General features: G+C 66.3%; 17 protein-coding genes. 15 read left to right on the top strand and 2 right to left on the bottom strand.

Going from position 1 to position 26,020, the window contains the following annotated elements; all coding sequences use genetic code 11:
* From J6U32_RS23055 to J6U32_RS23000, 12 genes are all read left to right on the top strand, one after another.
* Entirely contained in the window at positions 1-879 is an 879-nt protein-coding gene (locus tag J6U32_RS23055; protein ID WP_208792302.1) for an MlaE family ABC transporter permease, read from the top strand.
* Between the two features lie 3 nt (positions 880-882).
* Positions 883-2,211, top strand: coding sequence for an MCE family protein (locus J6U32_RS23050; protein ID WP_208792301.1), 1,329 nt, complete (start codon positions 883-885; stop codon positions 2,209-2,211).
* Positions 2,208-3,290 (top strand): MCE family protein, encoded by a 1,083-nt coding sequence (locus J6U32_RS23045; RefSeq protein ID WP_208792300.1) that lies wholly within the window; start codon positions 2,208-2,210, stop codon positions 3,288-3,290. The genes J6U32_RS23050 and J6U32_RS23045 overlap by 4 nt, the downstream gene beginning before the upstream one ends.
* A gap of 8 nt (positions 3,291-3,298) precedes the next feature.
* Complete coding sequence (locus J6U32_RS23040) at positions 3,299-4,393, top strand: MlaD family protein (RefSeq protein ID WP_208792299.1); 1,095 nt, start codon at positions 3,299-3,301, stop codon at positions 4,391-4,393.
* Complete coding sequence (locus J6U32_RS23035; RefSeq protein WP_208792298.1) at positions 4,390-5,742, top strand: MCE family protein; 1,353 nt, start codon at positions 4,390-4,392, stop codon at positions 5,740-5,742. Before J6U32_RS23040 ends, J6U32_RS23035 begins: the two co-directional genes overlap by 4 nt.
* Position 5,743: 1 nt before the next feature.
* Positions 5,744-7,042 carry an MCE family protein gene (locus J6U32_RS23030; RefSeq protein WP_208792297.1) on the top strand — a complete coding sequence of 433 codons (1,299 nt, stop codon included), beginning with the start codon at positions 5,744-5,746 and terminating at the stop codon, positions 7,040-7,042.
* Positions 7,039-8,322, top strand: a complete 1,284-nt coding sequence (locus tag J6U32_RS23025) for an MCE family protein (RefSeq protein ID WP_208792296.1) — start codon at positions 7,039-7,041, stop codon at positions 8,320-8,322. Before J6U32_RS23030 ends, J6U32_RS23025 begins: the two co-directional genes overlap by 4 nt.
* Positions 8,323-8,428: 106 nt before the next feature.
* The gene (locus J6U32_RS23020) at positions 8,429-9,166 is read left to right on the top strand and encodes a hypothetical protein (RefSeq protein ID WP_208792295.1); all 738 of its coding nucleotides are present in this window, start codon (positions 8,429-8,431) and stop codon (positions 9,164-9,166) included.
* Positions 9,166-10,263 carry a hypothetical protein gene (locus J6U32_RS23015; RefSeq protein WP_208792294.1) on the top strand — a complete coding sequence of 366 codons (1,098 nt, stop codon included), beginning with the start codon at positions 9,166-9,168 and terminating at the stop codon, positions 10,261-10,263. The genes J6U32_RS23020 and J6U32_RS23015 overlap by 1 nt, the downstream gene beginning before the upstream one ends.
* Before the next feature lie 462 nt (positions 10,264-10,725).
* Entirely contained in the window at positions 10,726-14,223 is a 3,498-nt protein-coding gene (locus J6U32_RS23010; protein ID WP_208792293.1) for a DNA-directed RNA polymerase subunit beta, read from the top strand.
* A gap of 78 nt (positions 14,224-14,301) precedes the next feature.
* A complete protein-coding gene (locus tag J6U32_RS23005; protein WP_208792292.1) occupies positions 14,302-18,261 on the top strand; it encodes a DNA-directed RNA polymerase subunit beta' in 3,960 nt (1,319 codons plus the stop codon).
* A 215-nt stretch (positions 18,262-18,476) separates the two neighbouring features.
* Positions 18,477-19,946 (top strand): sensor domain-containing diguanylate cyclase, encoded by a 1,470-nt coding sequence (locus J6U32_RS23000; RefSeq protein ID WP_244332312.1) that lies wholly within the window; start codon positions 18,477-18,479, stop codon positions 19,944-19,946.
* 50 nt (positions 19,947-19,996) lie between these two features.
* On the opposite strand, the gene J6U32_RS22995 is transcribed toward J6U32_RS23000, so the two are convergent.
* The gene (locus J6U32_RS22995; RefSeq protein WP_208792291.1) at positions 19,997-20,701 is read right to left on the bottom strand and encodes a DUF5134 domain-containing protein; all 705 of its coding nucleotides are present in this window, start codon (positions 20,699-20,701) and stop codon (positions 19,997-19,999) included.
* Positions 20,698-22,167, bottom strand: coding sequence for a PepSY-associated TM helix domain-containing protein (locus tag J6U32_RS22990; RefSeq protein WP_208792290.1), 1,470 nt, complete (start codon positions 22,165-22,167; stop codon positions 20,698-20,700). Before J6U32_RS22990 ends, J6U32_RS22995 begins: the two co-directional genes overlap by 4 nt.
* A gap of 186 nt (positions 22,168-22,353) precedes the next feature.
* Here J6U32_RS22990 and J6U32_RS22985 point away from each other — a divergent pair, with 186 nt between their 5' ends.
* The 3 genes from J6U32_RS22985 to J6U32_RS22975 all read left to right on the top strand — a co-directional run bounded on the left by J6U32_RS22985 (position 22,354) and on the right by J6U32_RS22975 (position 25,975).
* Complete coding sequence (locus J6U32_RS22985; protein ID WP_244333024.1) at positions 22,354-24,063, top strand: flavin monoamine oxidase family protein; 1,710 nt, start codon at positions 22,354-22,356, stop codon at positions 24,061-24,063.
* 2 nt (positions 24,064-24,065) lie between these two features.
* Positions 24,066-24,935, top strand: coding sequence for a carbon-nitrogen hydrolase family protein (locus J6U32_RS22980; RefSeq protein WP_208792289.1), 870 nt, complete (start codon positions 24,066-24,068; stop codon positions 24,933-24,935).
* A gap of 281 nt (positions 24,936-25,216) precedes the next feature.
* Positions 25,217-25,975, top strand: coding sequence for a hypothetical protein (locus J6U32_RS22975; RefSeq protein WP_244332308.1), 759 nt, complete (start codon positions 25,217-25,219; stop codon positions 25,973-25,975).
* Positions 25,976-26,020: the final 45 nt, after the last annotated feature.

Genomic DNA, 26,020 nt, shown 5'->3' with positions numbered 1-26,020 from the left:
GTGTCCGGTGGTGGTGGAGTGACGATCGCCAAGAGTCGTCCGGAGTATTACCTCTACGAAGCACGCAAGCTAGCAGGCAAGCCGTTGAAAGTGCTCGACGGGGCGGGCGAACAGATGTCCTTCTACGGACGGACGTTGGCGTGGATCCCGAAGACACTCGTGCACTACACGCGCGAGGTGCTGCGTCTGCTGGCCGAGGTGGCCTTCGGTACCGGCGGCCTGGCCGTCGTGGCGGGGACCGTCGGTGTGATGGTGCTGATGTCGGGCTTCACCGGCGTCGTCGTCGGTCTGCAGGGATATTCGGCGCTCGACCAGATCGGTTCGCAGGCGCTGACCGGCTTTTTGTCGGCCTACGTCAACACCCGTGAGGTGGCACCCCTGGTCGCGGGGCTGGCGTTGTCGGCAACGGTCGGGTGCGGTTTCACCGCACAGCTCGGTGCCATGCGCATCTCCGAGGAGATCGACGCCCTGGAATCGATGGCGGTGCCGTCGATCCCGTTCCTGGTGTCCACACGCGTGATCGCCGGTTTCATCGCGGTCATCCCGCTCTACGTGCTCGGTCTGCTCGCGTCGTATCTGGCCTCCCGGGAGATCACGGTCATCTTCAACGGCCAGTCCGCGGGCAACTACGACCACTACTTCAACTTGTTCCTTCCACCGGCGGACGTGCTGTGGTCCTTCGGCAAGGTGCTGATCTTCGCGTTCGTCATCATCCTGGTGCACTGCTATTACGGCTACTACGCCAGCGGGGGTCCCGCGGGCGTCGGCGTGGCGGTGGGGCACGCCGTTCGTGCCGCGTTGGTGCTGATCGCGGTACTCGACTTCTTCCTCGGATTGGCGATCTGGGGCACCACCACGACCGTCAGAGTGGGAGGCTGATCGATGGGGACCGTGCGCCGCAGACTCCTCGGCGTCGCCTTCCTGGTCGTCGTCGCGTTGTTCTTCGCGGTGACGATCATGAAGTTCAACAAGACGTTCACCGACTTCACGACCGTCACGCTCACCACCGACGCCGTCGGCAATGCGCTGCCCGCGAATGCCGACGTGAAGGCCCGCGGGGTCGTCGTCGGCGAGGTCCGCAGTATCTCGCCGGCGCCGAACGGTTCGGTCGACGTCGAATTGGGGCTCAACCCCGACATGGCCAAGCAGATCCCGCAGGCGACCACCGCGCGAATCCTGCCCAAGACGCTGTTCGGCGAGCGGTACGTCGATCTGCAGCTACCCGCCTCCGGTGGACCGGGGCTGCGCAACGGTGACGTCATCGCGACCGACAAGAGCGGTAACGCGCAGGAGCTGCAGCAACTGTTCGACAAGCTGCTCCCGGTCCTGCAGGCCATCCCGCCGCAGGATCTCAACGTGACCCTGACGTCGCTGTCGCAGGCGTTGCAGGGCCGCGGCGAGGAGCTCGGCACCACCATCGACAACCTCAACAAGGTGTTCGTCGGCATCAACGGGGTGCTGCCCGACCTACAGGGCACACTGCGGGGTTTGGCGAGTTTCTCGCAGACCTACTCCCAGGCGCTGCCCGACGTCATCGACGCCCTCGACAACTTCCGCACCACGTCGAACACCATCGTGGAGCGGCAAGGTGACCTGCGGACGTTGATCGCCACCCTCGGGGTCGCGGCCACCGACACCACCGGTTGGTTGCAGCAGAATGGCAACAACCTCGTCGACCTGTTCGTCGACTCTGAGCAGTTGCTCACCGGACTGGCCAAGCAGTCGCCGACCTTCCAGTGCACCTTCCACAACTTCGCGACCCTGATCCCGGAGTCGCAGAAGATCGTCGGTGCCGGCACCGCCAATCCCGGTGTGCGCGTGAACCTGCAGTTCGTGAACCCCCGCGGACGCTATCTCCCGAACCAGGACGAGCCGCGGTTCTTCGATACCGATCCGCCCGCGGTCTGCTACGAGCCGCCGACCAACGGCCGCCCGTTCCCGCAGTACCCCGGCGGTGGACTGGCCGACGGCTCCTACCAGCCGCCGTCGCGTAACCCCGGCCCGCGGACGATGCCGAGCCTGCCGCAGCCGCAGTTCACCACCACCCCGGTCGGACTGATCAAGCCCTCGCCGTTCGACGACCCGTCATTCCGGACCCAGCTGAAGCTGATCTACGGCTCGGCCAGCGGTACCCGCCCGGACGACGTCCCGACCTGGATCACCATGATCGGTGGTCCGGCGCTGGCCGGCGCGGAGGTGCACATCCAGTGAAATCCGTTGTGGGACCGCTGATCAAACTGATCACGTTCGCCGTGATCACCGTGATCGCGACCAGTCTGCTCGCCCTGACGATCGCCAATGCCGGCGGCGACGGCGACAGCAAGTACAGCGCCGTGTTCGACGACGCCGCCCTGCTCAACAAGGGCGACGACGTGCGTATCGCCGGTGTGCGCGTCGGTCAGGTCACCGACGTCGCGGTGTACGACCAGAACAAGGCGATGGTGAAGTTCAACATCAACCGGTCGTCGCTGCCGCAGGGTGCGCAGCTCTACATCCGCTACCGCAACCTCACCGGCCTGCGCTACCTGGCCGTCGAGCGGGGTGCGGGTACCTCCGATGCGACCGTGGCGCCGGGCTTCACCTTCGGTACCGACCCGAACGTGCGCGACACGCATCCCGCGGTGAACCTCACCGAGTTGTTCAACGGGTTCAAACCGCTGTTCCGTCAGCTCTCGGCCGCCGACGTCAACAACCTCGCCGACCAGATCATCAAGATCTTCCAGGGCGAGGAGGGCAACATCTCCACGTTGATCTCGAGCACCTCGTCGCTGACGAACTCGCTGGCCGACCGCGACAAGGTGATCGGTGAGCTCATCACCAACCTGACATCGGTGCTCAACACCGTCAATCGCAACGACGCGAACTTCAAGTCGCTCCTGGACAACACCGAGCAACTCGTGACCGGCCTTGCGGCGCAACGCGGTTCGGTCGGATCGGCGATCGCCTCGGTATCGAACCTGACGACGGTGACCGCGTCGATCCTGTCGCAGACCAGGCCGTCGATCCAAGGCGACATCGCAGGTCTGAAGTCGCTGGCCGACCAGATCAACGCGCGCAACAAGGACGTGAACCAGATCCTGAACAATCTTCCGGTCAAGCTCCAGAAGATCGGCCGCGCGGCGACCTTCGGGTCGTGGTTCCAGTTCTATCTGTGCGGCATCGACGTCGTGGCGGGCAACGGCAAGTCGACCCTGCTGACCCAGCCGGCGGTGCCGCTGCCCGACATCAATCATGTGCTCTACACCAGCGCGGCGACCCGCTGCTGGAAAGACAACAGGCCAGGGGGGTGAGAGACGAGATGACGGATAACAGCGACCTCGGCAACGCCGCGGGCGATACCGGCGCGCAGGCACCGAAGAAGTCCCATCCGCATCGCCGCTTCGGCGGTCGGCGCAGTCCGGTCTCCATCGGCGGGATCGGCATCCTGATCCTGCTGATGGCCGCGGTCTCCGCGTTCTATCTGACCTCTCTCCCGCTGGTCGGGCAGGCCGCCACCTACACCGCGAAGTTCACCGAGGCCGCAGGCCTCAAGGCAGGCAACGAGGTCCGCGTCGCCGGCGTCAAGGTCGGCGAGGTCAAGGACGTGACCCTCGACGGCGACCGGGTCGACGTCAGGTTCCGGGTGTCCAACACCTGGATCGGTAACCAGACGCAGGCGTCCATCCAGATCAAGACGGTGCTGGGACAGAAGTACCTGAGCCTCAATCCGCGCGGCAGCAAGCAGGCCGATCCCGATGTGCCGCTGACCGATACGGTCTCGCCGTACGACGTCATCGAGGCGTTCTCCGACGCGACGACCCAGATCGAGGACCTCGACACCAACCAGTTGGCGCAGTCGATGCGCTCGCTCTCGGATGCCTTCTCCGGTACCGCGGGCGACATGGGGCCCGCGCTCGATGGCATCGCGCGGTTGTCGAACACCATCGCCAGCCGCGACCAAGAGGTGCAGAAGCTGTTGCAGGCGACCAAGGACACCTCCAAGATCCTCGCCGACCGCAACCAGACCTTCGTGCGGCTGATCGCCGGTGCCGGGCAGCTGCTCGACGAACTCAACAACCGGCAGAAGAACATCTCGGCGCTGCTGGCCACGACGACGACGCTGTCGACGGCGTTGACCGGCATCGTGCGCGACAACGAGGCGCAGATCGGGCCCGCTCTGGACTCGCTCAAGGGCGTCAACGAACTGCTCACCAAGCAGAACGCCAATCTGCGCGCGACGATCACGAACATGGCGCCGTTCTATCGGCTCTACGCCAACGTGCTCGGTAACGGTCGGTGGTTCGAGTCGGTGGTGACCAACCTGCTGCCCCCGGCGCTGCCGCAGCAGAACACCACCCGACTGCCCAACAAGCAGGCCAATCAGAACAACGGCGGAACGGGGGCCACCGGATGACCACCGCACCGGATCTGACGAACACCTCCGGCCCCGGCCGGTGGTTCACCCCGCGCCACATCGTCTACATCGTGTTCGGCGCGATCATCGCGCTGATTGTCGCGGGGGTGTTGTGGTGGGCATTCTCGCTGATCGGCACCACCAAGGTGACCGCCACCTTCCACCGCTCCGTCGGCATCTACGAGGGCACCGACGTGCGCGTGCTCGGGGTGTCGGTGGGCAAGGTGGATTCCGTTGAACCCGACGGTGATTCGGTCAAGGTGACGATGACGGTGGACCGTGGTGTGGATCTGCCCGCCGACGTCAAGGCCGTTCAGATCATCCCGTCGGTGGTCGCCGACCGCTTCGTCCAGCTGACGCCCGCCTACTCCGGCGGGCCGAAGGCCGGCAAGGATGTCACCCTCGGACTCGACAGGACGATGGTCCCCGTCGAGATCGACCAGGTCTATTCGAGCGTGCAGAAACTGTCCGAGGCGCTTGGTCCCGACGGCGCCAACAGCAAGGGCGCGGTGAGTCAGCTCATCACCACCGGTGCCGACAACCTGCAGGGCAACGGTGAGAAGCTTGGCGCCGCGATCGAGAATCTCTCGAAGGCCAGCACCACCCTGTCGGACTCGCACGGCGACCTGTTCGACACCGTCAAGAACCTCAACACCTTCGTCGGCGCACTACGCGAGAACGACACCCAGGTGCGCCAGTTCAACACGCAGATGGCCGATTTCAACAGCTTCCTCGCCGGTGAGCGCCAGCAGCTCGCGACCGCGTTGAACAAATTGTCGATCGCTCTCGGCGACGTCGCCGGGTTCATCCAGGACAACCGCGAACAGATCGGCCAGACGCTCAAGGATCTGCAGCCGACGACGCAGGCGCTACTCGACACCAAGACGTCGCTCAAGGAGATCCTGACGGTGCTCCCGCTGACGCTGAGCAACCTGATCAACGCCTACGACGCCGAGTCCGGCACGCTCGCGATGCGACTGACGATCCCCGATCTGCAGAATCTGCTTGCGGCGCAGTGCAAGTTCCTCGATCTCGGTCAGCTGCTGCCGGGCAACCCGGCCGCCACCCAGTTCAGCGACACCCTCGCGCCGCTGATCAATCAGTGCACCAACATCGCCAATCAGGTCAACGACAAGGTCCTCACGCCGATCCTGCCCATCCTGCCGTTCGGCATCATGAGCAACGGCAAGCTGCAGCAGTATCCGGTCCCGGGCACCGTGCCCGGCACCCCGGACACGAGTCTGAACCCGGGGCCGAGCACGGGCCGCACGCCGGCCTCGACCACCGCACGGCCATCGACGAGCCGCCCGGCGTCGACGACGGCCCGACCGGGAACGGGGGGCAACTGACATGGGGCATGAGGCGAAGCGCTCGCGCCGTTCGCTGCGCACTCGATTGACCGGAACACTGCTGAGCCTGGCCACCGTGGTGCTGGTGGCCGGCTGCGGCAGCAACGGCATCCAGTCGATCCCGCTGCCCGGCGGCGTCGACGTCGGCGACAACCCGCGGACCTACACCATCCAGTTCAGCGACATCCTGGATCTGGTCCCGCAGTCGATGGTGAAGCAGAACGGCGTCGCCGTGGGCCGCGTCACCAAGGTCGAGGTCCCCGACAACGAGTGGTATGCGCTGGTCACCATCAAGGTGAAGCACGAGATCGACCTGTCCGACCAGGCACAGGCCGCGGTGCAGCAGACCAGCCTGCTCGGCGAGAAGTTCGTCGCCCTCGACGACCCGGCCGAGGTCGGCAACGCGCCGCGCCAGCCCGACGGCCAGCCGATCCCGCTGGCCCGGACCCGCACCGCCACCGACATCGAGCAGGTGCTCGGCGCGTTGTCGATGTTGCTCAACGGTGGTGGCATCAACCAGCTGGAGCCCATCGTCTCCGAGCTCAACAAGGCCTTCGACGGCCGCGCGAACAACGTCAAGAGCCTGCTGAACAACGCCTCGGAACTCATCTCGGGTCTCAACAAGCAGCGCGACGACATCATCAGCGCGATCGACGGGCTCAACACGCTCTCGGCACGGGCCAATGCGCAGACCGATCAGATCAACCGCATCCTGCAGCAGCTGCCCGCCGGTATCGCCGTCCTCGAGCAGCAGCGTCCACAGTTCGTCGACCTGTTGACCAAGCTCGACAAACTCGGGCAGGTGGGCACCGATGTCCTCGGCCGCGCCCGCGAGTCGATGATCACCGATCTCAAGGCGCTGCGACCGGTGTTGACCGAATTGTCCAAGGCGGCACCGGATCTCATCACCGCCGCGCCGCTGATGCTGACCCACCCGTTCCCCGACTCGTTGCTGCCCGCGGTGCAGGGTGACTCGACCAACCTGTTCATGACGTTGGATCTGCGCACGCTGAACCAGCTCGAGGCTCTCGGTGTGGGCCAGGGCAACCCGGTCTATTCGCCGCCGGAGCGGCACTATGTGCCGGTCAACCCGTCGAACCCCTATTACAAGGGCAACGGGCCGCGCTACGGCTGGCCGACGATAACCCTGCTGCCGCCGGCCGCGAACTCGCGTCCGGGCCCCAACACGCCACCGTCGGGCGGCACGTACCCGGCCAACCCGGCGTCGTTCGCCCCGGTCCCCGCCCAGGGGCAGGGACTGCTGGACAAGACGCTCGCACAGATGGGGGTGGGCGCATGATCGGCAAGCTCGCCAAGATCCAGCTGCTGGTGTTCGCCGTCGTGGGCATCGTCGCGATCGTCTACGTCGGCGCGAAATACGCGCGGCTCGACAAGCTCGCCGGCATCGGCAACTACACGGTGACCGCGGAGATGAAGCAGTCCGGCGGTATCTTCACCAACGCCGAGGTCACCTACATGGGCATCCCCGTCGGCCGGGTGGGCGCGATGACGCTGACCGCCGACGGCGTCGACGTGAAACTCGACCTCAACTCCGGTGGTCCCAAGATCCCGGCGTCGTCGAAGGCCGTCGTCGCCGAGCGGTCGGCGATCGGTGAGCAGTTCATCGACCTCCAGCCGTCGGGGTCGACGTCCGGGCCGTACCTGGGCAACGGGTCGACGATCTCACCCGACAACGTCTCCATCCCGGCGCCGCTCGAGGACGTCGTCGCCTCAGCCATCAACTTCACCAACTCGATCCCGATCGACGATCTGCACACGGTGATCACCGAGCTCGGCAAGGCCTTCAACGGGCAGGGCGACAACCTCTCTCGCCTCGTCGACTCGCTGAACACGCTCGCCAAGGCGGGCGCGGACAACCTGCCCCAGACGATCTCGCTGATCCAGAACTCCGATGTGGTGCTCTCCACCCAGGCCGACCAGTCCGATGCAATCCTGACGTGGTCGCGCAACCTGAACCTGATCACCGCCACGCTGGCGTCGTCGGACCCCGATCTGCGGCGTCTGCTCACCACGGGCACGGCGTCGGCGACCCAGATCTCGGCGCTGATCCAGAAGAACGGCGGCGATCTGGGCAAGGTGGTCGGCGACCTGTCCGAGGTGTCGCGCACGATCCAACCCGCGACGTACATGACGTCGGGAACGTTCGCGATGCTCTCGGCGCTCTCGGCGGGCAGCCACAGCCCGGCACCCGGCGACGGGCAGATCCACTTCGGCATCGTGCTCGAGACCAACAACCCCCCGGCCTGTACCAAGGGGTACGAGAGCACCTACAAGATGATCGATGAGATCAAGAAGAAGGACCCGACCTTCGACATCCGATACGACGATTTCCCGTTCAACACGAACGCGTCGTGTGATGTGCCGTTCGGCAATCCGACGGGTGTGCGCAGCGCCAACCGCGCGCAGTACGCCAACCCCGACACCCCGCAGCCGTGGGACAACACGCCCAAGAAGGACCCCGACAAACTGAACCTCAATCCGCTGGCCACCCAGCTCGCCTACCTGTTGGGTGTGCGACCGGTGAACCCCGGCGGATTCGGGTACGGCGTCGGCCAGTGACGAAACACGCTGGATGACGGGCTGTTCGCGGCCCGCCGATGACGCCTGTTCGATGATGAAGGAGCGATTGGCAACCTCTCAGGTCCGATCGTTACAGTGACGCGCGATGACGACGAAGAGTGACCCGAAGCGGTCCCGTACGCCCCGAAAGGGGACCGACGAACCCGGTGCGGCGGGCGGACGAAGCTCCGCTGCCGCTGCCGCGGCAGGCAAGGACGTTCCAACGCCGCGCAATGCGGCGATGCTGCACAACATCCTGGGCGTCGCGGTGATCGTCGTGCTGGTCGCCGCGATCGCGTGCGCCGGCTGGTTCGGGTACCGGGCCTATGAGGCCTACGCGGTGGCGGCGCCGACCCAGCAGGCACGCGACGACGCGACGGGCGCCGCCGAGCAGGCGATGCTCAACGTCACCACGATCGATCCCAAGAACATGAACACCTTCAGCCAGCGACTGCAGAGCAGTTTCGCCGGTGACGCCCTCGATCAGGTCCGCCAGCAGGTGGCCGGCACGCTCGACCCGCAGCTCCAGCAGGCCGGCAGCCAGGTGGGGTCGACGACGTCGCGGGTGGTGCGGTCGGCGCCGACGCAGGTGAACGCCGACGAGGGCACCGCCCAGGTCCTGGTGTACGTCGCGGTGACCGGCAAGATGCCGGGCCAGGCGTCGGAGACCCCGAACACCATGGGGTTCCTGGTCGGCATGCAGAAATTCGGTGACACGTGGAAGGCGGTGAAGGTGAGCCCGCTCGATGGGATCTCCTACGCCGACGACGGATCGTCGGGTACCGGAACCGACAGCAGTGGCGGCACACCCGCCCCGACGGATGCACCGGCAGGGGGTAACTGATGGCGCGCACACCAGGGCAGCGCAAGCCCGGATACCGCCCGAAGGTCGCCGGGTCGCGACGCCCGGCCGATCAGGTCACAGACGGGACGGTGACGGATCAGGTCACGGACGCGGCGGCCATCGATCAGGTCACTGACGCGACGGCGACCGACGCGACGGCGACCTCCGCACAAGAGAAGGCCGCCGAGAAGCCGGTTGCAGCGGAGACGATCGCAGCGAAGCCGGTCGTCGATGAGCCCGAGGATGTCGGTGAGCCCGAGGGTGCAGAGTCCGAGATGGTAGAGCCCGAGACGGCATCGATCTCGCTGACCAAGAAGGACTCCGACGCCGAGCCCACCGACTCTGAGGCCACCGACGCCGAGGCCACCGACCCAGCGGCCACCGACTCCGACGTCGACGCTGCCACCGAACCCGAACGTCCGACCGGCAAGACGCGACCGGTGTCGCGGGTGTCGACCATCAAACCGCAGCCCGACGCGGCGCGGAGCGCACAAGGAAACACGCAGCGCGGCAACGGGATCGGTCGACGCGGGCCGGGTCGTGACAGGTCGGCCGACAAGGAACGGGCCGCTGCGCGTCGCGCCGAGCGGGGATGGTTCTCCGGTCGCGCGATCGCGATCATCGCAGGCGTGGCCGCCCTGTTCGCGATCGCCGCCGTCGTCCTCGCACTGCATCCGGGCGCGAACGTCGGCGACAACAAGGCCTTCATCGATCAGGCCGCGACCACCGACCTCACCTCGCAGGCACAGTCGAAGTTCTGTCAGGTCCAGGGCGCACGCAGCAAGGACTTCGACAACTGGGCGGCGTCGGCTCGCTCCGCGCTCACCGGCGACGCGCTCAAACAGTTCAATCAGGGGCTCCCGACGATCAAGGAGCAGTTCGGGCAGCAGGACGTCACCAACGACTGCAAGGTCGACGCCGTCGGCGTCACGAGGCTGTCCGGCGACTCCGACGGCTCGACCGCGGATGTGATCCTGAACTTCGTCGCCTCGGGTACCGCCAACGGCGCCCCGACGCAGAGCGTCATCGGCCGCTACCAGCTCGGTCTGGTCAAGCACGGCGATCAGTGGCTCATCCAGAGCTACACCGACATCTGAGGCCTCGCGAATCCGTGTCGACTTCGGGTTTGTGTGCCCTGCAGGACACACAAACCCGAAGTCGGCACGTTTCGGGCGGCGCGGACGGCGTGCGGCGCGCCCGGATCCGCTCCCCAGCAGGTTCAACACACGATTTCTTCCACAAATCTGCGCGTAGCGCTTGACGTGACGGCGTCGGCGGGCCAATCTGTCACCAGCGAAGATCGCGGGTGGCAGCCACACTGCGCGGATTCGGTTCACGGCGTCGCTGCCTGCAGTGTGATCACTGCTTGACACGATGCCCTCTTTTCCTGCTATAGTTGGACGTTGCGCTGGCTGCCTCCTGTCCATCTATCGATCCTCCTTCCGGCCACCTTGTGTGAGCTGCGGTGATCGCCGATCCAGGTTTGTCACCAGCGAACGGCCCATCAGCCACGCCACACAACGCACGGCAGTGAACACATCGTGTTGGAAGGACGCACCTTGGCAGTCGACCGCCAGTCCACCTCAACCACCATCCCTGGCGCACCACACCGCGCCTCGTTCGCAAAGATCAGCGAACCCTTGGAGGTACCGGGCCTCCTCGACCTCCAACTCGACTCCTTCGAATGGCTCGTCGGTTCTCCCGAATGGCGCGCGAAAGCGATCTCGCGCGGCGACGAGAGCCCGACCGGAGGCCTCGAGGACATCTTGCACGAGCTCTCGCCCATCGAGGACTTCTCGGGTTCGATGTCGCTGTCCTTCTCCGACCCGCACTTCGACGAGGTCAAGGCCTCCGTCGAGGAGTGCAAGGACAAGGACATGACGTACGCGGCTCCGCTGTTCGTCACCGCGGAGTTCATCAACAACAACACCGGTGAGATCAAGTCGCAGACCGTGTTCATGGGCGATTTCCCGATCATGACCGACAAGGGCAGCTTCATCATCAACGGCACCGAGCGTGTCGTGGTGAGCCAGCTCGTGCGCAGCCCCGGTGTCTATTTCGACGCCACCATCGACAAGACCACCGAGAAGACCCTGCACACGGTCAAGGTCATCCCGAGTCGTGGCGCATGGCTCGAGTTCGACGTCGACAAGCGTGACACCGTCGGTGTGCGTATCGACCGCAAGCGCCGCCAGCCGGTCACCGTGCTGCTCAAGGCGCTCGGTTGGACCACCGAGGAGATCAGCGAGCGTTTCGGGTTCTCCGAGATCATGATGTCCACCCTGGAGAAGGACAACGCCGCCAACCAGGACGAGGCACTGCTCGAGGTCTACCGCAAGCTGCGTCCGGGCGAGCCGCCGACCAAGGAGTCCGCGGAGAACCTCCTGGAGAACCTGTTCTTCAAGGAGAAGCGCTACGACCTCGCGCGCGTCGGCCGGTACAAGGTCAACAAGAAGCTCGGTCTCACCGACAACCCGATGACCGGCGAGGCGGTGCTGACCCGCGAGGACATCGCCGCGACCGTCGAGTACCTGGTGCGTCTGCACGACGCCGACCCGCACACCGTGTCGTTCGCGAAGGTCGCCGGCCCCGAGGGGCTCGACGTGCCGATCGAGGTCGACGACATCGACCACTTCGGCAACCGTCGTCTGCGTACCGTGGGCGAGCTGATCCAGAACCAGATCCGCGTGGGTCTCTCGCGTATGGAGCGTGTCGTGCGTGAGCGCATGACCACCCAGGACGTCGAGGCGATCACCCCGCAGACCTTGATCAACATCCGTCCCGTCGTGGCGGCGATCAAGGAGTTCTTCGGCACCAGCCAGCTCTCGCAGTTCATGGACCAGAACAACCCGCTGTCGGGTCTGACCCACAAGCGTCGTCTGTCGGCGTTGGGCCCGGGCGGTCTGAGCCGTGAGCGTGCCGGCCTCGAGGTGCGCGACGTGCACCCGAGCCACTACGGCCGCATGTGCCCGATCGAGACCCCGGAAGGCCCGAACATCGGGCTGATCGGCTCGCTGTCGGTGTATGCGCGGGTCAACCCGTTCGGCTTCATCGAGACCCCGTACCGCAAGGTCGTCGACGGTGTCGTCTCCGACACCATCGAGTACATGACCGCCGACGAGGAGGATCGATACCTCATCGGTCAGGCGAATACCGCCTACGACCTCAACGGCAACATCACCGACGAGCGCGTCCTGGTCCGCAAGAAGGGCTCCGAGGTGGAGTTCGTCGACGCGGCACAGGTCGAGTACCTCGACGTCTCGCCGCGCCAGATGGTCTCGGTCGCGACCGCGATGATCCCGTTCCTCGAGCACGACGACGCCAACCGCGCCCTGATGGGTGCGAACATGCAGCGTCAGGCCGTGCCGCTGGTGCGCAACGAGTCGCCGCTGGTCGGTACCGGCATGGAGTTGCGTGCCGCCGTCGACGCCGGCGACGTCATCGTCTCGTCCAAGACCGGTGTGATCGAGGAGGTCTCGGCCGACTACATCACCGTGATGGCCGACGACGGCACCCGCGACACCTACCGGATGCGCAAGTTCGCGCGCTCCAATCACGGCACCTGCGCCAACCAGCGTCCGATCGTGGACGAGGGCCAGCGCGTGGAGGCCGGTCAGGTCCTCGCCGACGGGCCCTGCACCGAGAACGGTGAGATGGCCCTGGGTAAGAACCTGCTCGTGGCGATCATGCCGTGGGAGGGCCACAACTACGAGGACGCGATCATCCTGAGCCAGCGGCTCGTGGAGGAGGACGTGCTCACCTCGATCCACATCGAGGAGCACGAGATCGATGCCCGCGACACCAAGCTCGGTGCCGAGGAGATCACCCGCGACATCCCGAACGTCTCCGACGAGGTGCTCGCCGATCTTGACGAGCGCGGCATCGTGCGCATCGGTGCGGAGGTTCGCGACGGCGACATCCTGGTCGGCAAGGTCACCCCGAAGGGTGAGACCGAGCTGACCCCGGAAGAGCGTCTGCTGCGTGCCATCTTCGGTGAGAAGGCCCGCGAGGTGCGCGACACCTCGCTCAAGGTCCCGCACGGTGAGACCGGCAAGGTCATCGGTGTGCGCGTGTTCAGCCGTGACGACGACGACGATCTGCCGCCCGGCGTCAACGAGCTGGTCCGCGTGTACGTGGCTCAGAAGCGCAAGATCCAGGACGGCGACAAGCTCGCCGGCCGCCACGGCAACAAGGGTGTCATCGGCAAGATCCTGCCCGCCGAGGACATGCCGTTCCTGCCGGACGGCACCCCGGTCGACATCATCCTCAACACCCACGGTGTGCCGCGTCGTATGAACATCGGCCAGATCCTGGAGACCCACCTCGGGTGGATCGCCAAGGCCGGCTGGAACGTCGACGTCGCGAGCGGGGTCCCGGAGTGGGCGTCGAAGCTGCCCGAGGACATGTACTCGGCGGCCCCCGACACCAACACCGCCACCCCGGTGTTCGACGGTGCCCGCGAGGAGGAGCTGACCGGACTGCTGTCCTCGACGCTGCCCAACCGCGACGGTGAGGTCATGGTCAACGGCGACGGCAAGGCCATGCTGTTCGACGGCCGCTCCGGCGAGCCGTTCCCGTACCCGGTGTCGGTCGGCTACATGTACATCATCAAGCTGCACCACCTCGTCGACGACAAGATCCACGCACGCTCGACCGGTCCGTACTCGATGATCACCCAGCAGCCGCTCGGCGGTAAAGCCCAGTTCGGTGGCCAGCGCTTCGGTGAGATGGAGTGCTGGGCGATGCAGGCCTACGGCGCCGCCTACACCCTGCAGGAGCTGCTGACGATCAAGTCCGACGACGTGGTCGGCCGCGTGAAGGTGTACGAGGCGATCGTCAAGGGCGAGAACATCCCCGAGCCCGGTATCCCCGAGTCGTTCAAGGTGCTCCTCAAGGAGCTCCAGTCGTTGTGCCTCAACGTCGAGGTGCTCTCGAGTGACGGTGCCGCGATCGAGATGGCCGACTCCGACGACGAGGATCTCGAACGCGCCGCCGCCAACCTGGGAATCAACCTGTCGCGCAATGAGTCCGCGACGGTCGACGACCTGGCGAACTGATCAACGCCCGCCGGGGCCACGGCCCCGGCGGGTACCCCCATTAGTCGAATCAAAGAGCTTGCTCAGGGAAGGCATAGAGTGCTCGACGTCAACTACTTCGACGAACTGAAGATCGGTCTCGCCACGGCCGATGACATCCACAACTGGTCCTACGGCGAGGTCAAGAAGCCCGAGACCATCAATTACCGCACGCTCAAGCCCGAGAAGGACGGCCTGTTCTGCGAGAAGATCTTCGGACCGACTCGCGACTGGGAGTGCTACTGCGGCAAGTACAAGCGTGTGCGCTTCAAGGGCATCATCTGCGAGCGCTGCGGGGTCGAGGTCACCAAGGCCAAGGTCCGCCGCGAGCGCATGGGCCACATCGAGCTGGCCGCACCGGTCACCCACATCTGGTACTTCAAGGGTGTGCCGAGCCGGTTGGGGTACCTGCTCGACCTGGCGCCGAAGGATCTCGAGAAGATCATCTACTTCGCCGCCTACGTGATCACCTCCGTCGACGACGAACTGCGCCACAACGAGCTCTCCACGCTCGAGGCGGAGATCGAGGTCGAGAAGAAGGCCGTCGCCGACCAGCGTGACGTCGACCTCAACGAGCGTCAGCAGAAGCTCGAGGCCGATCTCGCCGAGCTCGAGGCCGAGGGCGCCAAGGCCGACGTCCGCCGCAAGGTCAAGGACGGGGCCGAGCGCGAGATGCGTCGCATGCGTGACGCCGCGCAGCGTGAGCTCGACGGTCTGGTGGAGCTGTGGGACAAGTTCGTCAAGCTCGCTCCCGGCGATCTGATCATCGACGAGAAGCTCTACCACCAGCTGCAGGACCGCTACGGCGAGTACTTCGCCGGGTCGATGGGCGCCGAGGCGATCAAGAAGCTCCTCGAGACCTTCGACATCGACGCCGAGGCCGAGTCGCTGCGCGAGACGATCCGCAGCGGCAAGGGCCAGAAGAAGCTGCGTGCGCTCAAGCGACTCAAGGTCGTTGCGGCGTTCCAGCAGTCGGGCAACTCGCCGCTGGGCATGGTGCTCGACGCCGTTCCGGTGATCCCGCCGGAGCTGCGTCCGATGGTGCAGCTCGACGGTGGCCGCTTCGCGACCTCCGACCTCAACGATCTGTACCGCCGCGTCATCAACCGCAACAACCGCCTCAAGCGACTGATCGACCTCGGTGCTCCCGAGATCATCGTCAACAACGAGAAGCGGATGCTGCAGGAGTCGGTGGACGCCCTGTTCGACAACGGCCGTCGCGGACGTCCGGTCACCGGTCCGGGTAACCGCCCGCTGAAGTCGCTCTCGGATCTGCTCAAGGGCAAGCAGGGCCGGTTCCGTCAGAACCTGCTCGGCAAGCGCGTCGACTACTCCGGCCGTTCGGTCATCGTTGTCGGCCCGCAGCTCAAGCTGCACCAGTGCGGTCTGCCCAAGCTGATGGCGCTCGAGCTGTTCAAGCCGTTCGTGATGAAGCGTCTGGTCGACCTGAACCAGGCCCAGAACATCAAGAGCGCCAAGCGCATGGTCGAGCGTCAGCGTCCGGCCGTGTGGGACGTCCTCGAAGAGGTCATCGCCGAGCATCCGGTGCTGCTGAACCGTGCGCCGACGCTGCACCGCCTCGGCATCCAGGCCTTCGAGCCACAGCTGGTGGAGGGCAAGGCCATTCAGCTGCACCCGCTGGTGTGTGAGGCCTTCAACGCCGACTTCGACGGCGACCAGATGGCCGTGCACCTGCCGCTGAGCGCGGAGGCGCAGGCCGAGGCCCGCATCCTGATGCTCTCGAGTAACAACATCCTGTCGCCGGCCTCGGGTCGTCCGTTGGCCATGCCGCGTCTGGACATGGTGACCGGCCTGTTCTACCTGACCACCCTCAAGGAGGGTGCGGCAGGCGAGTACCAGCCCGCCACCGCCGAGCATCCCGAGGAGGGCGTGTACTCCAGCCCGGCCGAGGCCATCATGGCCGTCGACCGTGGGGTGCTGACCGTGCAGTCGCGCATCAAGGTTCGATTGACCGATCAGCGTCCGCCGCTGGAGATCGAGGCACAGGAGTTCGCCGACGGCTGGCGGTTCGGGCAGCCGTGGACCATCACGACCACGCTGGGTCGGGTGCTGTTCAACGAGCTGCTGCCGATCGAGTACCCGTTCGTCGACGAGCAGATGCCGAAGAAGCGTCAGGCCGCGATCATCAACGATCTCGCCGAGCGCTACCCGATGATCGTCGTCGCGCAGACCGTCGACAAGCTCAAGGACGTCGGCTTCTACTGGGCGACCCGTTCGGGTGTGACCGTGTCGATGGCCGACGTGCTCGTGCCGCCGCAGAAGGCCGAGATCCTCGAGCGTTACGAGGAGCGTGCCGATGGCCTGGAGCGCAAGTTCCAGCGCGGTGCCCTGACCCCGGACGAGCGGCGCGATGCGCTGGTCGAGATCTGGAAGCAGGCCACCGAAGAGGTCGGTAAGGCAATGGAGGACTACTACCCCGAAGACAACCCGATCACGATGATCCCGAAGTCGGGTGCGACCGGAAACATGACCCAGGTCCGCAACCTGTCGGGCATGAAGGGTCTGGTGACCAACCCGAAGGGTGAGTTCATCCCGCGTCCGATCAAGTCCTCCTTCCGTGAGGGCCTGACCGTGGCGGAGTACTTCATCAACACCCACGGTGCCCGAAAGGGTCTGGCCGACACCGCACTTCGTACCGCCGACTCGGGTTACCTGACCCGTCGTCTGGTCGACGTCAGCCAGGATGTCATCGTCCGCGAGACCGACTGTGCCACCGAGCGCGGCATCGTCGTCCCGCTGGGCGAGAAGCAGCCCGATGGTTCGATCATCCGTGACGCGCACGTCGAGACCAGTGCGTACGCACGCACGTTGGCCGCCGACGCCCTCGATGCCGACGGCAACGTCGTCGTCGAGCGTGGTCACGATCTCGGTGACCCGGCGATCGAGGCCCTGCTGGCCGCGGGTATCACGCAGGTCAAGGTCCGTTCGGTGTTGACCTGCGCGACCGGCACCGGCGTGTGCGCCATGTGCTACGGACGGTCGATGGCCACCGGCAAGCTCGTCGACATCGGCGAGGCCGTCGGCATCATCGCCGCCCAGTCGATCGGTGAGCCCGGTACCCAGCTGACCATGCGTACCTTCCACCAGGGTGGCGTCGGTGACGACATCACCGGTGGTCTGCCGCGTGTGCAGGAGCTCTTCGAGGCGCGCGTGCCCAAGGGTGTCGCGCCGATCGCGGAGGTCTCCGGCCGGGTGCGTCTCGAGGACGACGACCGCTTCTACAAGATCACGATCGTCCCCGACGACGGATCGGAAGAGGTTGTCTACGACAAGATCTCGAAGCGTCAGCGTTTGCGTGTGTTCAAGCACGACGACGGCTCCGAGCGTCTGCTCGCCGACGGCGACCACGTCGAGGTCGGCCAGCAGCTCATGGAGGGTTCGGCGAACCCGCACGAGGTGCTGCGCGTGATGGGGCCCCGTCAGGTGCAGGTGCACCTGGTCAACGAGGTCCAGGAGGTCTACCGCAGCCAGGGTGTGTCGATCCACGACAAGCACATCGAGACCATCGTGCGTCAGATGCTGCGTCGCGTGACGATCATCGACTCGGGGTCGACGGAGTTCCTGCCCGGTTCGCTCACCGAGCGTGCCGAGTTCGAGGCCGCCAACCGTCGCGTCGTGTCCGAGGGTGGCGAGCCCGCGGCCGGTCGTCCGGTGCTGATGGGTATCACCAAGGCATCGCTGGCCACCGACTCGTGGCTGAGTGCGGCGTCGTTCCAGGAGACCACCCGTGTGCTCACCGATGCGGCCATCAACAGCCGCAGCGACAAGCTCATCGGTCTCAAGGAGAACGTGATCATCGGTAAGCTGATCCCGGCCGGTACCGGCATCAACCGGTACCGCAACATCCAGGTGCAGCCGACCGAGGAGGCGCGCGCCGCGGCGTACGCGATGCCCGCCTACGATGACACCTACTACAGCCCGGACGGCACCTTCGGTGCTCCGGCCGGCGCTGCGGTGCCGCTCGACGACTACGGCTTCTCCAGCGGCGACTACCGCTAGTCACCGTCGAAAGCTCAGGCGACCCCCGCACCGGAAGGTGCGGGGGTCTCTGTCTTATGGGATTTGTCTTGTGTGGGCCCACGGGTGGGGTCATCTGGACGAACCGGATCTCGTGGTTTCTGTGAATTGCGCCCCAAACCAAAGCCGGTGATGGGTTCGCCGCCCCACCGGTCTTCGTGACAGCGCACAATGTTCACGTGGATCGCCGGGCGTCGATGAGTTTCGCATCGCTTTTCGCGATGATGAGCGTGGCGCAGCAACTCGGTGAGGGCGCCGATCTCGACGACGTGCTGCAGGTCATCGCCCGGGGGATCATCGAGGTGATCGGGTTCGACGCCGTCGCGGTCAACGTGCGGCGCGACGACGGCGACTTCGAGGTCCGTGCCGTGGTCGGTCCGCCCGAACTCGAGAACCTCCGTGGCGAGCGGATGACCGAGACCGTCTGGCTGGAGTTGCTCGACTCCGCCGAACGCTGGGGCGGGGTGTACCTGACGCGAGAAGCGGAGATGGCCGACGGCGTCGCGTCGATCGATCCGTGGCGGGAGCGGTTCTCGTCGGGTGCGGAGCCGGTCGACACCGCGGACACCGCGCCCGGCTTCCTGCCGCCCGCGGTGTGGGAGCCGGAGTTCGCCCTTCTGGTGCCCGTCTACGCCGACGAGCAGCTGCAGGCGGTCATCAGCGTCGACCTGCCGCGCAGCGGGATGACCCCCGCCCCGGAGCAACAGGCACTGCTCGAACTGTTCGGCGTCCGGGTGGGGATAGCACTGACCCGCGTCATCGAGGCCGGCCGGGCGACCGACCGGGTGCGGCTCTATCGGGCGTCGTTCGCCGAATCGCCCTTGGCGACGGCGCTTCTCGACTCGCGGCTGCGGCTGATCGACGTCAACGACGCCTTCCTACAGCTGACCGACGCGGTACCCGGTGAGTGGGACGGCCGGGTGCTCGCCGACGTCGTCGCTGTCGACGCCGACGAGTTGGCGCGGCGGTTCGAGGGTTTGGAGCCGGGCGAAGGGGCGAGCGTCGCCGAGTACTGCGGTCTGCGCCACCCACGCGGACTGCCCTGGGACCGGTGGGTCGACGTGACCGCCCGCCGCGTCGAATCCATCACCGACGCGGCGCTGTTCGTGTGCACGATCGCCGATCGGACGCAGGCTCGCGCCGAGCTGAACGCCATCCGCTACCGCGCCGACCACGACGGTCTGACCGGGCTCACCGTGCGTGAGGTGTGGCTCGGCGAGCTGAACGACCGGCTGCATAGCCAGCGGACCGGGGTGCTCGGCGTGCTGATCTGCGATCTCGACGGTTTCAAGGAGGTCAACGACACCTCCGGACACGTCGCCGGTGACGCGGTGCTGAGGTCGGTCGCCGAGGCGATGCGTTCGGCGGCCCACGCTCGAGACGTCGTATGCCGTTGGGGTGGTGATGAATTCGCGGTGGTCTGTACCCGCAAGTCCCTCACCGAGGTCAATGATCTCGCCGCGGCGATCGCCGCCGGTGTCCGCCGGATCTCGACCTCGGCGTCCGTCTCGGATCCGGTGTCGGGCGTGGGGATCTCCATCGGCATCGCGGCATTGGAGAATCCGGAACCGACGGTCTCGAGCACCACCCTCGTCGATGTTGCCGACGGCGCGCTCTACCGAGCGAAGGCACATCCCACACAGCGGTGGCAGGCGACGGTGATCTGATGGATCGCCCTCAGGCCGGCGGCACTCGCGAGGCCGCTTGCCCGCCCGGCTCAGCCGACCATGACCCCGAACATGATGGCCATGCCGACTGCCATGAACACCTGGCACAGGTCCCCGGCGAAGGTCATCAGATCGGTCGAGGCCCCCGGGGCCCGACGGCGAGCGAAGTACAGGTACAACCAGGCCGCCGCGGCGAGGGCGAAACCGATGGTGAGAATCCAGTTCACCGGAGTCACGTAACCGGGTTGCGCGGCGTGGTGGCCCATGTCCATCCCGGGCATGTCACCCATGTCGTCGTGATTGTGTGCGAGGACGGTCACCGGTGAGCCCGACCCCATGGCCATCGCCTGCGCCGGAGCTGCGCCGGGCAGAACGCTGCCGTTCATCACCGCGTACATCCAGGCCATCGCGCCCATCATCGCGGCGTGATACACCGCGGCCAGCCGCCCGAACGGGGTGGTTGTCGGTGGGACACAACCACAGTCGTCGGTGGGCCGCAGCCTCGGGTGCAGCGCCAGGCTCACCAGGAACCATGCTGCCGCGACGACGAAGAACCACATGGGGCCCGCGGTCGGCCAGTCCGCCGAGAACGGCCACGCCATCACCAGCATGGCCACCGACATGACGAGGTGCAGCACGTGCCCGACGTAGGCCTCCCACGGCATCCGACGGGTGAGCATCAGGTATGCGCACTGCGCCGCGGCCAGCCCGAACAGTACGGTGACCACCCACCGCAGGACGATGTCGTCGATCATCGGGCTGCCCCGACCGCTGCGTCGGCATCACGGCGGGTGGTGATGACACCCCGTAGGGCGTCGGCGATCACGAACAGTGCCAACGGGATTCCGAACCACGGCATGAACCAGCCGAGTCCGGCGGCGACTGCGACCACGGCGAGCGCCTCCAGCGGACGCAGCCCGCTCAGCGCGCCACGGCGCGGTGCCTGGGGGAGGTGTCGATCGCCCCTGGTGGGTCGCCGCCGCCACCACATGAGGTAGCCGCGCACGATGACGCTGAGGAGTCCGATTCCCAACGCCACCAACGCGATCTGGTTGATGACGCCGAACAGACCCATGTGTGCGCTGATTGCCCACGTGGTCATCTTCGCCATGAACGGCCACTGCGCGAAGTCGACGCGGTCGGTGACGGTGAAGGTGTGCGGGTCGACGGCGATCGCGTCGAAGTGGCTCGGGAAGCCCCGGGCGTTCTCCTTCACCGACCATGCGGCCCCCGGCTCCGCGGGTACCGAGATGTTCATGGGACCGACCAGCCCGGCGTCGCGGGCGGCGTCATAGACCTGGGTGAAGTCGGTGGCGCCGATCGGTGCCACACCGGTCTCGGCGGGCGTGGAGCCGTGGTGTGCGGCCGCATCACCGGCGGCGGCACCGGCGATCGTCGTCGACACCGCAGGCGTCGTCCACGACAGTTCGCTGCGCAGGTCACTGATGTTCTCGCCGGCAAACCGCGACCAGCTCAGCCCCGACGCCGACAGCCCGATCAGGCCGATGATGATCCAGACCCCCACTGCTCCATGCCAACTCAGGGTGCGTGTGCGGCGGGGTGCGTTGCGGTCGGGGACGGCGAGCCGGGCGAGTTTGCGGGTGCGCCGACGATGACCGATCCACAGGATCAGCCCACCGAGGGACACCAGCCACAACCAGCTCGCCGCGATCTCGCTGTAGTTGCGGCCGAAGTCATCGAGATGCAGATTGCGGTGTAGATCGTCGAACCACGTCCGGACCGGCAGCCACGCACCGTAGGTGAGCAGCGCGCCGCGAACCTCCCCGGTGTAGGGGTCGACGAACACGGTGCGGGTGCGGTCGGCGGGCAGGTCGTCGGCGGCGAGCACCACGCGCGTGGTGTCCCCGGCACGCGGGGCGGGTGTGACCGAGACGATCGCGCCCTCCGGATGCGCGCGTCGGGCGGCGTCGACCTGCGCCGACAGCGGTAGCTCTGCGTTGCCGATGCGGTCGACGGTCAGCTCGTGGGCGTAGACGGCGCGATCGATCTGCGGGATCAACGCGTAGAGGGTGCCGGTGACGGTGGCGACGATCAGGAACGGGCCGATCAGGATGCCGGCGTAGAAGTGCCAGCGCAGCAGTAGCGGACGCCACCGGTCGGCGGCAGATCGAAGGGTGTTGTCGCGCTCGGGCCGGTTCGGGGTCGACGGGCCCCGGGGTTCAAGGGGATCGGAGACATCGGTGGTCTGGGTCGTCACCACGTGTGCGTCCTGCTTTCGGGCTGGGCGGGTGGACTGAAGGGGAGCCCGGCGCTCGCCGGGTCATCGCAGAAGAGGTCGGGGCGTCGGAGACGTTGGTTCCCGACGTGCGGTGTGTCGTGGGTCACCCGAGGACGAATCGCGGCCGACCGCATAACCTCTACAGGCGTGGGCACCCCCGATACACCGATGTCCGGAGCCGGCGATCCTGCCGCTTCCCCGATTGCCGATGCTCCCGCGATCGGCGCTGACCCGATCACCATCTTCGGCCCCGACTTCCCCTTCGCCTACGACGACTGGATCGCCCATCCCACCGGGTTGGGCGAGGTGCCGCCCGACGCACTCGGTGCCGAGGTCGCCGTCATCGGTGCCGGTATGGCCGGCATGGTCGCGGCCTATGAGCTGATGCGGATGGGATTACGGCCGGTGGTCTACGAACCCGATCGCATCGGGGGGCGGTTGCGGTCGGAGCCGTTCGTGCCCGGTGAACCCGAGGTCGCCGAGCTCGGCGGCATGCGCTTTCCGATCTCGTCGAGCGCCTTCTTCGGCTATGTGAACCGGTTCGGTATGCGGTCGGCGCCGTTCCCGAATCCACTCACAGAGGCCGCCGGGAGCACGGTGATCGACATCGGCGGCGAGACGTTCTACGCCCGCACCCTCGACGATCTGCCGCCGGTCTATCGCGATATCTCCGACGCGTGGGACGCGGCGCTCGAACGCATCGCCGGTTACACCGCTCTGCAGCAGGCCATTCGTGAGCGTGACACCGTCGAGCTCAAGCGCCGATGGAATGCGCTCGTCGCCGACTGGGACGACCGCAGCTTCTACGACTTCCTGGCGACGTCCACCGAGTTCGGCTCGCTGTCGTTCCGTCACCGGGAGTTGTTCGGTCAGGTCGGATTCGGTACCGGCGGTTGGGATTCGGACTTCGCCAACTCGATGCTGGAGATCCTGCGGGTGGTGCTGACCAACTGTGACTCCGATCAGCACCTGATCGTCGGCGGTGCCGAGCAGGTGCCGCGGGCGTTGTGGGCCGATGCGCCGCAACAGATCACGCACTGGCCGGTGGGGACGAGCCTGTCGTCGCTGCATCACGGTGCCCCACGGGCCGGGGTGCGCTCACTGCGTCGGCTCGGACCCAACCGCATCGAGGTCACCGACCGGTGGGGTGACTCACGGGTGTTCGGCGCGGTCATCGCGACCTGTCAGGCCTGGTTGCTCTCCACCGAGATCGAGTGTGACGAGGCGTTGTTCAGCCAGGACCTGTGGATGGCCCTCGACCGCACCCGGTACATGCAGTCGTCGAAGACCTTCGTGATGGTCGACCGGCCGTTCTGGACCGACCGGGACCCGCGCACGGGACGTGACGTGCTCAGCATGACGCTGACCGACCGGTTGACCCGCGGCACCTATCTGTTCGACAACGGCCCCGACCGTCCCGGGGTGATCTGCCTGTCCTACTCGTGGATGAGCGACGCGCTGAAGATGTTGCCGCATCCCGTGGAACGTCGTGTGTCGCTGGCACTGTCGGCGTTGCGCAAGATCTACCCGGATCTCGACATCGCCGAACACATCGTGGGCCGTCCGATCACCGTCTCCTGGGAGGACGACCCGAATTTCCTCGGTGCGTTCAAGGGTGCGTTGCCCGGTCACTACCGGTACAACACCCGTATGTACGGCCACTTCCACGATCAGCACCTCCTTCCCGAATCCGAGCGGGGGATCTTCATCGCCGGCGACGACGTGTCGTTCACCCCGGCGTGGGTGGAGGGTGCTGTGCAGACCGGACTCAACGCGGTCTGGGGTGTGATGAACCACTTCGGCGGGCGGTGCCACCCCGACAACCCGGGGCCGGGCGACCGCTACGCCGAACTCGGACCGATCGACATCGGGGGTTGAGCATGGCCGACCGATCACCGGACGCCGAGTCGCCGGATGCGCTGCGACTCGCGCTCTGGCAGTGCGCACCGACCGCCGATTCCGACCGTGATGATCACGCGGGCGTCGTCGCGGGCAACCTCGAGCGGCTCGAGCGCGTCATGGCCGAGGTGGCCGGGCGGGCCGATCTGCTGATCACCCCCGAGATGTTCCTGTGCGGCTACAACATCGGCGCCGCGGCCGCGCGCGCACGAGCCGACGAGGCCGACGGCCCGATCGCGGCATCGGTGGCGCAACTGTGTTCGCGATACGGTCTCGCGGTGCTCTACGGGTGTGCCGAGCGCGTAACCGACGCTCATGAGACGGGCGCCGGTGTGAAAGAGGCTGTGTACAACACCATTCGGCTCGTCGACGCCGACGGCGTGACGATCGCGACCCATCACAAGACGCACCTGTTCGGCGACCTCGACGTCGCGATGGTGACCGCCGGCACGACGCGTGCGCCGGTGGTCGACTTCCGGTCTTGGCGGTTGGGCATGCTCATCTGTTACGAGGTCGAGTTCCCGGAGATGGTGCGCGACTTGGCGATTCGCGGAACCGACGTGGTGTGCGTGCCGACGGCGAACATGCCCGACTACGACAAGGTGCAGCAGATCCTCCTGCCGGCGCGGGCGTTGGAGAACCAGGTGTATCTGGCCTACGCGAATTATGTTGGTAGCGAACGAGATCTGTCGTTCGGCGGTCTCAGCGAGATGGTCGGTCCCGGCGGCATCATCGATGTCTCGGCGGGGCGCGACGAGCAGGTCGTCATCGCCACCGCCGACCGTGACACTCTTCGATGGTCACGTGAGACCTGGCGATACATCGCCGATCGACGTCCGGAGTTGTATTGACACCGCGAGTCCGCTGATGCATCGCGGGGAGTGAAGCGCCCCTCGTCAATGCTGCGCACACTTCGCCTGTTGATAACGGATGTTCACTGGTCTGTATTGCGTTCGGCCCGTGCGCAATTCATATACACGCGTTACCACAAGAGATTGTGGGCCAGATATGGACACAGCACTAAATGTGGTCTAACTTACTCCTCAGTACGAGACCTACTCGTGAGTAACTGACGCTCGGGGACGTCGGCGGACCATCGATTCAACGTGGGGGCTGCATCTTGTTCGACTTCATGGAGTGCGAAACACGGACTCGCCGAGCGTTTCTCGGCGGCAACGCGATCCTCGAGGCCTACGACGTCGAAGAGGTGATCGTGCTACCCGCATTGCGGATGCTGTTGTGCGACAACGGGACCGACGCGTCATCGACGACGCCGTGGGAGCTCGACGAGTCGGCGCGAACCCAGGTGCGCGCCTCGATCGCAAGGCATCTGCGAACCAGTGACGTCCTGGCGGGCATGCTGCGCGACGCCCTCGGAAACCGTCACCTCGACGGCCGGGGCACTGATGGTCGGGGCACTGATGGTCGGGGCGTCGGTCACCCCTTGCGTGGGGTCGCCGGTGCGCTCCCGGTGCGTGCCCAGGGCTTCTTGCTGTCCGATGCTGCCAAGGGCGACGACGCCGCCCGGTCGGATCTGGTGCGCCTGGCCTTTCTGCTGGTCGCCGCCCATGCGTTGAGTGATCCCACCGACGTGGCGACGGCCTCGCGGTCGCTCAATCTCGTTCCGCCGCCGCTGCATCGCGATCGCACGATGATGAATACGGTTCTTGCGCAAGTGGTGCCGGCGCTGACGAGCCCACGCCGGGCGTGGTTCGAGATCACCGTCAGCAAGGCGGCATCGTTCTTCTCGGTGCCCGACGAGAAACGGTTGCCGGCCGTCGGCGACCGGTTGGCCCCGGGCACGTCGGATCTGACGTTGTTGCGTTACAACCGGCACTCGTTGGCGCTGGCATGCGAACAGGTTGGGCTCAGGTTGCTCGGCTCGGTCTGATCTCGCCCACCCCCGATCACGCTCGGGCGCCGCGGCGTCGGCGGT

This window comes from Gordonia polyisoprenivorans, assembly GCF_017654315.1.
GTDB classification, from domain to species: Bacteria; Actinomycetota; Actinomycetes; order Mycobacteriales; family Mycobacteriaceae; genus Gordonia; species Gordonia polyisoprenivorans_A.
The sequence above is the reverse complement of the archived record's forward strand: the minus strand, read 5'-3'. Positions and strand labels throughout refer to the sequence as shown.